The organism is Rubritalea sp. (genome assembly GCF_039830215.1).
GTDB lineage: Bacteria > Verrucomicrobiota > Verrucomicrobiia > Verrucomicrobiales > Akkermansiaceae > Rubritalea.
Genome location: NZ_JBDOPO010000267.1, coordinates 1 through 9,553 on the forward strand (window position 1 = coordinate 1; position 9,553 = coordinate 9,553).

The 9,553-nt window shown below is 48.4% G+C and carries 9 protein-coding genes; 3 read left to right on the forward strand and 6 right to left on the reverse strand.

Annotated elements, in window-relative coordinates; all coding sequences use genetic code 11:
- The 3 genes from ABGY95_RS08790 to ABGY95_RS08800 form a co-directional block, all read right to left on the reverse strand.
- Positions 1 to 1,375: C39 family peptidase (locus ABGY95_RS08790; RefSeq protein WP_347441304.1), on the reverse strand; the 1,375-nt coding region annotated here is incomplete at its 3' end.
- 27 nt (positions 1,376 to 1,402) lie between these two features.
- A complete protein-coding gene (locus ABGY95_RS08795; protein ID WP_347441305.1) occupies positions 1,403 to 1,987 on the reverse strand; it encodes an HAD family phosphatase in 585 nt (194 codons plus the stop codon).
- Complete coding sequence (locus ABGY95_RS08800) at positions 1,984 to 3,159, reverse strand: hypothetical protein (RefSeq protein ID WP_347441306.1); 1,176 nt, start codon at positions 3,157 to 3,159, stop codon at positions 1,984 to 1,986. Before ABGY95_RS08800 ends, ABGY95_RS08795 begins: the two co-directional genes overlap by 4 nt.
- 59 nt (positions 3,160 to 3,218) lie before the next feature.
- Between ABGY95_RS08800 and ABGY95_RS08805 the strand changes: the two genes are divergently transcribed.
- The 3 genes from ABGY95_RS08805 (at position 3,219) to ABGY95_RS08815 (ending at position 6,548) form a co-directional block, all read left to right on the forward strand.
- A complete protein-coding gene (locus ABGY95_RS08805; protein WP_347441307.1) occupies positions 3,219 to 4,238 on the forward strand; it encodes a hypothetical protein in 1,020 nt (339 codons plus the stop codon).
- Positions 4,239 to 4,322: 84 nt separating this feature from the next.
- Positions 4,323 to 5,033 (forward strand): hypothetical protein, encoded by a 711-nt coding sequence (locus ABGY95_RS08810; protein ID WP_347441308.1) that lies wholly within the window; start codon positions 4,323 to 4,325, stop codon positions 5,031 to 5,033.
- A gap of 18 nt (positions 5,034 to 5,051) precedes the next feature.
- Positions 5,052 to 6,548, forward strand: a complete 1,497-nt coding sequence (locus ABGY95_RS08815) for a hypothetical protein (RefSeq protein WP_347441309.1) — start codon at positions 5,052 to 5,054, stop codon at positions 6,546 to 6,548.
- Between the two features lie 9 nt (positions 6,549 to 6,557).
- Here the strand turns inward: ABGY95_RS08815 and ABGY95_RS08820 are convergent, their stop codons facing one another.
- From ABGY95_RS08820 to murI, 3 genes are read right to left on the reverse strand one after another with little or no spacing between them, the layout of a single operon-like run.
- The gene (locus ABGY95_RS08820; protein ID WP_347441310.1) at positions 6,558 to 7,034 is read right to left on the reverse strand and encodes a hypothetical protein; all 477 of its coding nucleotides are present in this window, start codon (positions 7,032 to 7,034) and stop codon (positions 6,558 to 6,560) included.
- 46 nt (positions 7,035 to 7,080) lie between these two features.
- On the reverse strand, positions 7,081 to 8,406 hold the full coding sequence (locus ABGY95_RS08825) for a DEAD/DEAH box helicase (RefSeq protein ID WP_347441311.1): 1,326 nt from the start codon (positions 8,404 to 8,406) through the stop codon (positions 7,081 to 7,083).
- A 53-nt stretch (positions 8,407 to 8,459) separates the two neighbouring features.
- Complete coding sequence (gene murI, locus ABGY95_RS08830; RefSeq protein WP_347441312.1) at positions 8,460 to 9,251, reverse strand: glutamate racemase; 792 nt, start codon at positions 9,249 to 9,251, stop codon at positions 8,460 to 8,462.
- Between the last annotated feature and the right edge of the window lie 302 nt (positions 9,252 to 9,553).

Genomic DNA, 9,553 nt, shown 5'->3' on the forward strand with positions numbered 1-9,553 from the left:
TCGGTGGCATGGCCAGCAAGCATGTGGTCATACAGAATGCTTCTCCAGCATCCATGTGCTTTTTCTCGTGTCCGGCGCCCCATGAGTCGGAATAGATAATTTGACCGTTTTTTTCATTGTAGCCAATGATGAGGCGCATGTGGCCACCACCGATTTGTGGGATTCCTTTTTCTTTAAACATTCCTAGGTTGAGCGTCCAGGCAATGGGGATTCCTTGGTCGATGTATTCTTCGATTTTTGAGTTGAAGCGCTTGAAGCTGGATTTATCCATCATGACTTCTCGAAAGATTTTAGGGTCACAGGATCTACGAAATGCATCCATTTGCTGGAACCCCCATTGAGTGTCACGGCTGAGTTTTGTGTATTTGGATCCTCCGTGGATGCTCTTGCCTTTTTGTGTTTTTGCGAGGCGTTGGTAGTCATTGACGTCGGCGATCATTTCTTTAAAGCCCCGCATGATTTTCTCGTAGTCATTATTTCTAACGCGTCCGGAGCTACGTTCTTTTGCGGTTGGTAGAGTGGAAACTCCTTTTGGGTATTCATAGAGAATAGCGATTCGAGAGTTGAGCTTTCCAGTGACTTTTTTGAGCGACGAGACCATTTCGTTGATTTGAGTGCCGCTATCGGCGGTTGAGCCGGCGAGTTGTGCGATCTCGTGCTGGTCGGTTTCTCGGCCATAGTATTGGTAGATTCGGGCGGCTGAGGCGCAGACGCAATAGCCTTTTCGGCCTTGATCAACCATAGGAACTGAGCCGATGTAGACGTCGCCATTAGGACTTTCTACGACATTACCTTTGAGGGTTGAACGACGGGCTGTTGAGGAGCCTTCACGTGATTGACGGAGTGAGGCTACGCGTAGGCGGATGAATTCGGGAGATTTGTTAGCTTTTGAGACAGATTTCTCGAGCTGGAAGGCAGTATTTTTGTATCTCCAAAAAGTTTTAGTGAGGGCTACCGTTCCCTTGCTTGATTTGTCTTCGGCTCTGCTTTGAGTAGCTGTGGTGATTTGGTCGGCAACTTTATTGTAGATCGATTCGAATTGGGTTTTGCTTATGCTGCCATTGTCACCGCGGTTATAGAATGAGATGGACAGTCCATTGATGAGGCCTGATTTATCCGATGTTGCCAGCAGTTCGCCAGATTTTTCTCCGAAGGTGAGGATGTCTTTGCCGAGCGAACGAAGACGACTTTTGCTGGCGCTCATCCATTTAAATTTGAAGGCATTCTGAGATTTCTGAAAGTCGCTGATTTTTGTTTCCCAGAGTTTTTCCTCCATGAGAGTTGTTGAGAATTCTAGCGGCGCGGCAGCATGAGCGTTAGAGATCATGACCGGAATAGCGCAGATGAGCAGTTTGGCTGATAGAGAGGTTTGCATGGCTTTAGGCTGGGGGGAGTTGTGAGTCTAGTGTGTTGTGACCCATTCGAGCAATTCATGATGGCGGTCTGCCGAGTAGAGGTGAGAATTGAGACCGTGACTGCGACCTGCTTCGATGTTCTCTGGTAAATCATCGATGTAGTAACTCAGTGCGGGATCGATATTAAATTTCTCAAATGAGCGAAGGAAGAACTCAGGGTGTGGTTTGATTGCGCCTATTTCGTGTGAGAATACGGCATGGTCGAAATGCTCGAAGACTGAGTAGGTTTCGAGACAGTGAATGGCATGAATAGCATTGGTGTTCGAGTAAAGAATCAGTCTGTGGCCATCGGCTTTGAGTTTTTCAGCCAGTTCCCAAGTTCCAAGGATTGGCGTAAAGATATGTCTCCAAGCGTGCTTAAACTCCTCAACGGTTCCATGGAAATCGAGTAGCTTGGATGCCCATTGGACATAATCATCTACCTCAACCTGACCAGACTCGAATGCGTCTTTGCGTTCGATGATGTCGAGAAAGGCATTGGGCTTGGAATCTGGCCCCAGTAAGGAGGTAAGAGCAGGAGTGAAATCGAAAGCAAGCAAGACGTTCCCAATATCGAATAAATAAGTTTTCATGAGTTTTTAGATTTTTGGATACAGTCTAAAATAAAACGGGCTGCCGCGGTCGCTCCACATGGAAGCGCTTTATCTTGCATGTTTCGTTTCATCCTACGCCAAATTTTAGCATTATCCGCGGTCATTTCTAAGATGGCATCAAGCACTTGTTTCGACGTTTCAGTTAGCTGGCCAGCATCAATATGCTTAATCAAGGCTATATTCCCTTCCTCTTGGCCAGGCACTAGGTGATGGATAAGCATTGGAGTTTTTGCGGCGATTGCTTCGTGGACTGTGGCGCCACCAGCCTTAGCCACCACAAGGTGGTGTTCGCTCAGGAGTTCGGGGACGCGGCGGGTCCATCCCTTTATTTGAACTCGGCCGGGGTACTCGAGTTGGATTTCGCGTGCACGGTCATAGAGCTTTCTCACATTACGACCTAGAACCACTGTCACCTCTGTATTGCCTTCTGAAGCGTTGAGAATGGCTCGCATGAAGCGACGCACAGTGGGTTTCTTTGAGGTGGGAAAATAAAGCACCTTGAATGGATCACAGGGACTGTCGACAGGAATGGAGGGAAGATTTTGAAATCGCGGGTGAACGGCAAACCCTGTGACTATAATCTTCTCAGATGGTAGTCCCTTCTCGACGAGCTTTTTCTTTGTGAGTTCATCCGTGACGAGCCAATAGTCGGTGGGCGCTTTGGTCCACGAGGAATTTATTTCAATAGAGTCCGTGATAGCGGTGAAAACGGGGACTCGCTTGGCTCCTCGCTGGAAAGACCGTTCTAGGAAGTAGGGATAGAGTGGGTAGGTGCTAATAATGGCATCAGGTTCGAAACTGAGGATAGATTCGTGCAGCGCGTTTTCCGGTTTTTGCATGAGCGGGAGTCGCTCTTTTGAAAAGTCGTGACGTTCAGTAGAACGGTAGATTCTGGACCAAGTCTTAGGGGTATGGGTGGTGACAAAGCGGTAGAACTGGCGAATGCGTTCATTTACCCATGGAGCGCCTCGATCACATGGGTCAATGATTTCGACCTCAGCATTGGATTCAAGAGCGACAGCTAGATGGTTTGCCGCACTATTGTGGCCCTCGCCGAAACCAGCGGTGGTGATAATAATTCGAGGTGGCTCTGGTTCAATCACGTGCACATTCATAGCAGGTTTGAAGCAGCCGTCCATTGAGATTTCCATTACTAGTAGGTTCAAATTTCCTAGCCAACAAGTTGTTCTGAGTATTAGTTTTAGTTTAGATGTCAGCGCAGGAAAATTCGGTAAAAAAGGTGGTCTATAGGATCGAGCCCAAGCAGAAGGCTGGCGTCTTGGCGAATACTTCAGATCCAAGCGAACAGGGTGGCCTAAGCAATATGCCTAAAACAGTAAACGCACAGTTTTTTCAGAAACAGGTTGCCGATGAAGACCATGTGGAAAGTGCGTGGGGCAAAGAGCTGCCTGAGGTTCAAAGCGAGCAACGGAAGTTACTGGCTGGGGTGTTGGTTCTAGCGGCTTTTTTCTTAGGCTGTGCGGTTTGGGCCCTCACATTGATCAATAGCGGCGGGAATGTGAATCAAGCCATTGAGGCATCGCCAAACGGAGCTTTAAGTTTTGACGAAAAATTAGAGATACGCAACTCAACGATTGCTGCGTATCTAGCTGCGACAACAATAGAAGAAAAGGCGCAGTTTGTGAGAGACCCAGAGAGAGTAATACCACTGATGGAGCAGTACTATAAGAAGTTTCCCATGGAGCCTGAGCAGATAAGAAGCCGGTTCATGGAGTCGGCAGTGATGGAGAAAGGTGGAGTGCTATGGCGTGTGAGGGCGAGAGATAAGAACACGCATGGCTCACTCCATTTGTTAGTTGAAACAAGGGATGATGGAGTATCGCTCGTGGACTGGGAGACTGATGTTATTTACCAACCATCGGACTGGAGTACGTTTAAATCTACCAAGAGCATTGAGCCGCATGTCTTTAGAGCCTTGGTGCAGATTGCCCAATTAGATGGTTTTCATGGCTTTGAGTTTGCTGAATATAACAAGTTCCGCTGTTTCAAGGTGACTCTTATTGGAAGCGATGACTATCTATGGGCTTACACTGAAATTGGATCACCAGAAGACGATAAAATGGTGAAGCTTATAACATCTGGTGGTCGTAGGAATATCAATATCAAACAGCCCCTGCCAGTTATGTTAGAATTGAGGTATCCACTAAACGGTCAATCAGTGCGATGTGTGCATTTGAGTAAGCTTATTCAAGCTGGATGGTTACATTAGCGCAGGGAGTGCTATTGGCTCTTGTTTTTACAAATGTCTGGGGTAAGTTTCCGAGATTCGAAGCCAACGTGCTTTATTAATTTTATGAAAATGACTAAGACTTGGATAGCAGGCATTCTAGCTCTCATAGCTTTGCAGTGGGTGGCATCAGCTGCAGAAGTGCCAGAAGCATTAGCTGCGTGTTTTGATAAGGATAAGCCGGTGAGGGCGCAAATAATTGCAATCGTTCCGCCCAAGGAATTTGAAGGGTTTGTTCAGAAACTCAGTGAAGCTGCTCAGAAGGACCCAGAGTGGTTTGCTGAGCATTCACAGAAGTCACCGGGGAGCCCGCTTCCGTTGTATGATGAAAAACTAGGGGTAACTCAGGAGGAATATGACAACTACGCAAAACTCTGGGCTAGTCGTGCGGCTAAAAAGCTAGCAGACACAACGCTGATGTTGACTGAAGTTAGTGACGGACAGTGGAAAATCAATGCTTCAGGTCCAGCTGCGATGCTCACATTGTTGAGTTATGATGCAAAAAAGAATGCCTTCACTTCTCCAAACGGAGAGTTAGAGCCGATCGCTGATATTGCCGCACCAAAGCTCAGCTTGTTAGGTGCCTGGACGGGTAAAGAATGGCGCTATGAAGCAAACAATTCACTGACGAAGTCGAAAGAGAATGTTGCACTGGGAACATCAGCTGACGGGAACTATTCTTTCCTTATCTACCGGCTGCAAGAGGTGACTTCTAGAGGTAAGCCGCTCTTTGATAATAGCGTAGTAATTCGCTTCGCCGCAAAGAATGCGAACTAAACCAAAGTTTCTGATAGGTTGAATAGCATCGGAGCAATGTTGAATCGGCGACGTCTTTGGCGTCGCCTTTTTTATTGGCTTCTGCTGCTAGTATTTTTCCTCTTCACTGTAGGGAATATAGCGCTCAATAGCAGCTGGACGAAGAGCTATGTTACTGGTGTTTTAGGACAGAAAACGGGTGAAGTTTGGGAGATCGGTACGATCACATTGACGCCCGATGGGGTGCTACATATTTACGCAATTGAGAGCCAGTTGGGTGATGGTAAAATTCTGGTGAAGCATGTTGCGGTGAGACCAAACTATGCGATGGCCTTGAAGAAACAGATACGCTTTTCTGAAGTGCTCGTTGAACAGCCTGAGATCACGCTCACGGATGCATGGATCATAGAGAAACTGGGAACTAAGATCCAAGATTTAGTAGAAGAACCCGTTGTGGCAGCGCTTGAAAGCAAAGCTAGCACAAATGGTCAAGGGTCTGGTGGCGTGGCGGTTGAGCCTGTAGAGCTCTCTGCTGCTGCTAGCCCTGAAGTTGAGAGAGTAAAGCCTACTGCGGGCGTAAAAAAGGTAGAAGGGAAGCCAAATCAATCTTCAGCTCCTGTTGGGAATAATGGGCCGGAAAACTTTTATGAATCATGGTTACGTGTGCGCGACGCCCAATTTAGGATAGTCAATAAGCATGGGGAAGTACATGTTGTGGATGGGGTCGATGCTGACCTCCCTGTCGGAGGGCACGATCTAACTGGTGAACTTGCTTGGGACGGAGTGTCAGTCTTTGACCGAGAATTGAACAATTCTGGAACTATCAAGATTGAGAAAAAGGGACCAGTTCTGTCAGTGAAAGAAACGGTGGTCGATTTCTTTGGTATCAAGTTACGACCGGATATCTATGTCGGTCATGGCTCACAAGGGCTAGTATTTTACATTGATTTACTGATTCCGGAGCAGAGAGTGGAGAAACTATTTATGCATCTAGATCTCACTGTGGATCTTTCTGTAGATAATATTACAGGGAGGGTGCAACTTACAGGATTGATGAATCATCCGTCCACTTGGCGGGGCATAGCTGACGTGAGAGCTTTAGATGTTCGAGCAGTAGAAGGTCATAGAGGAACGACTGCTCACTTTGATAGTTTATTGTTTCAGTCCTATGTCCATGGCGGTGTCGTTCAATTTCCATCCATCGAGTTGAGAGGTGAGGACATAACGCTGATGAGTAATGGAGTCTTGCGCATGAATGGTGAGGGCTACGGCATCGTGAGACTCGTTATGCTTCCTGAAAAAAAAGCTTGGGTGGATCGATTGACCAGTGGTAGCGGATTTTTCGATGGGGTGAGTGGAGTTGCGACTCAGCCATTTGAGACCGAGGACCTACACTATATGGATGTCAAACTCGACGGGAGTATTCTTTCACCAATGATGATGTTGGATCGAAAGAGTGACTGGCAGCCACTGTGGCCAGCGATCATAAGGCTACAATCCTTTATCAAAGAGGAAAGGCTTGAGGAAATCCTCTAACAGTGGATCTTACCAGAGATCTGAGATGAAGGAATTTCCGTGTTTAGGTAGTTCGATCGTGTCGCCAATGTGTTTGCCTAATAATGTAGCTCCGATTGGTGAACCAGGGGTGACGACGATAAAATCTAAGCCTTGGTATGCTAAGCTCATTCCACCACCCGCAGGTAGCATCATGTAGCTGAGATCATCCTCGTCAGTGCTGACAACAATCATAGCGCCTTGGGAGACGGGGGCGGCATCAGCCAGGTCGTCTCCTGAGATTTGCTGCAGTTTGCTGATGTGTTCCTCTAGGTCGATGACTTTTTCAGCTTGAGCCCCAGCTAAATAGGCCGCCTCAATTCCTTGAGTGTCGTATTTACCTTCCTGCTTACTTTGTGAGTCGGTGGAGCTAGAATGCGTTTCCAAAGCAGCTTTGCGCAGAACGGCAAGATCGACGCTGAGTGCTTCAATGACTTGCTTGATAAGATCTGATTTGCTGTCGCCCATGTTAGTTTAGGAAAAGAGTGCTGCTATAATAGAACCATATAGCAAACTATCTACGCTTGCGTGTGGGCTTTTTACCTGCTGGCTTAGCGCTTGGCCTACGGCTAGGTCTATTTGAGTCGGGCTTGTTACGGCTATTGGGCTTATTTTTATTGGAGAACTTTGACGGTGTATCGAAGTGGCTCTTCTTTTCTTCCTTCTTCGGTCCCGTACGGCGGCCTTTGTCCTCAGGTAAAGGAGCTTTAGCGTATTTGAATCCATCAGCCTTGTTACGTGGCAGAGTCACTCGGATCAGCTTTTCAAGCTTCTTGAGAGCCATAAAATTACTAGGAGTGGTGAATGTGATGGCTTCACCCTCGGCTTCGGCTCGGCCGGTGCGGCCGATACGGTGGATGTAGTCCTCGCTGTGTTCAGGGAAATCGAAGTTGATGACATGGGTGACTCCGCTGATGTCAATCCCGCGGGCGGCGACGTCAGTGGCGACGAGTACACGGATTTTACCTTCTTTGAAATCGCGCAGAGCTTTACGGCGCTGCCCTTGTTTCTTGTCACCGTGGATTGCCTCAGCACTTACTTTAGAATGCTTCAGAGCTTGAATGAGCGTCTCTGCTCCTTCTCGTGTGCGAACGAAGACGATGACAGCGTAGAAATTATGCGAGCTGTCGAGAAGATGATTGAGAAGGTCGGTTTTCTGGTGCTCGAACACTTCGTAGATAGACTGAGAGATGGTCTCGGCAGGGTTCGCACGGCGATCGACTTCTACGATGGTTGGGGAATTGAGAAATTCCTTTGTCATCGATTCGATCTGCGCATTCATGGTTGCTGAGAAAAGCAAGGTCTGGCGGGATTTTGGTAGTTTTTTGGCGATGGTGCGGATGTCGGAGATGAATCCCATATCAAGCATGCGGTCTGCTTCATCGAGCACGAGAGCTTTGAGCCCTTGGAACTTGCCATGGCCACGCTCTACGAGATCGAGTAAGCGCCCTGGTGTGGCAATGATGATGTCCGCTCCTGTGTCGAGTTTTTCGATTTGTCCTCTGTCAGTGATGCCTCCGTGGATTGCGGCGGTGCGGAGATTGGTGTATTTTGCGTAGGTGCGTACGTTGTCGTGAATCTGGGATACCAGCTCGCGAGTGGGAGCGATGATGAGTACGCGTGTGCAGCGGGTTTCCTTGGCTTCAGTAGACTCCGCGAGCTTTGAAAGGAGAGGGAGAGTAAAGGCGGCAGTCTTGCCAGTGCCTGTTTGTGCGATGCCAATGACGTCCGCTCCTTTTAGAACTCTAGGTATAGCACGCTCTTGAATAGGGGTGGGCTTAGTGTAGCCGGTATCCGCGACGGCTTTTTGGATGCGCTCGTGAAGTTCTTGAAAGGACATAATTGGAAAATGTGAGTTGGCTGTGTGTAGTGATGACGCTGAGTCTGAGCACTTCACGCAATGGTGATCTGGTGGAGGTGGGCGGGGAGGGATGGGCAGAGAATCGGAAAAAGACGTTCTAGGCAAGCAAGGTTTCCAGTTGTATGCACAGAAATCGTTGCAAGACCCTCGTAGTCTTCGACTAAAGAGGCGGTGCGGCGCGCTACGGCCTCGCCTGTGTCGATGAGTTGGATGTCTGGCCCCACAACAGATTGGATCGATTCTCTAAGAAATGGGTAGTGGGTGCATCCTAGCACCAAAGTGTCAGCTCCAGCCTCTACCATGGGGTGGGCGTATTCGCGGACAGCAGCCTCGACTTTAGGTCCACTAAGCATGCCGTCTTCCACTAAGGTCACGAAATCTGGGCAAGGTTGGGTGATGACCTTGAGTCCCTTTGGATGGATGTGGGTTTTGAGAAGCGCGTGAAATTTTTCACCAGCGATCGATGCCTCAGTAGCAAGCACTCCGATGATTCCGGATCTGGTGCACTGACTAGCCGGTTTGACTGCAGGCTCCATGCCCACAAAGGGGATCGGGTAGCGAGCACGCAGGGCTTCTACCGCATGGATAGTCGCGGAGTTGCAGGCGACGACGATAGTGCGTGCTCCCATTTCGATGAGCTCTTCTGCCACCGCGTAGGAACGGGATTGGATCAGCTCGGCTGGCTTATTGCCGTACGGGCACCACTCTGAGTCGCCAATGTAGTGGACGGGGACGTGAGGCAGTTTTTTACGGACCTCCAACAAGACTGAGAGCCCACCAACTCCTGAGTCGAGTATTCCAATGGTATTGTCCGTACTTTGCACCTAGTGATAGTCTAACGCTCTACAGGTATTGTCGAGGGGGAAGAGTACGGAGTAAAACAGTTGTCATAGCTTACTGGTTTTTAGCATGTAAATGTACGCTTGTCCCTAAACTGAGTAGCGTAATGGTTCTTTTGCTGAGCTCTCTGAGCCTGTATGCGGTGGACTCACCCATCCCTAAAGCCTCCTCAGAAAGAGCGCAGCTAGTAAAATATTAAGGTGGGGGAACTATAAAAAATCTACTCTGAGATTGGGTTCCAATAATGGTGATATTTGATAAGGCGAGCTTTATAGCTGTTGGAAAA

What these genes read in the sequence shown, in the direction of transcription:
- ABGY95_RS08795 (WP_347441305.1), bottom strand. Translation starts at nt 1,987, where the DNA reads ATGAAAACTTATTTATTCGATATTGGGAACGTCTTGCTTGCTTTCGAT.
- ABGY95_RS08800 (WP_347441306.1), bottom strand. Translation starts at nt 3,159, where the DNA reads ATGGAAATCTCAATGGACGGCTGCTTCAAACCTGCTATGAATGTGCAC.
- ABGY95_RS08810 (WP_347441308.1), top strand. Translation starts at nt 4,323, where the DNA reads ATGAAAATGACTAAGACTTGGATAGCAGGCATTCTAGCTCTCATAGCT.
- ABGY95_RS08825 (WP_347441311.1), bottom strand. Translation starts at nt 8,406, where the DNA reads ATGTCCTTTCAAGAACTTCACGAGCGCATCCAAAAAGCCGTCGCGGAT.
- ABGY95_RS08820 (WP_347441310.1), bottom strand. Translation starts at nt 7,034, where the DNA reads ATGGGCGACAGCAAATCAGATCTTATCAAGCAAGTCATTGAAGCACTC.
- ABGY95_RS08805 (WP_347441307.1), top strand. Translation starts at nt 3,219, where the DNA reads ATGTCAGCGCAGGAAAATTCGGTAAAAAAGGTGGTCTATAGGATCGAG.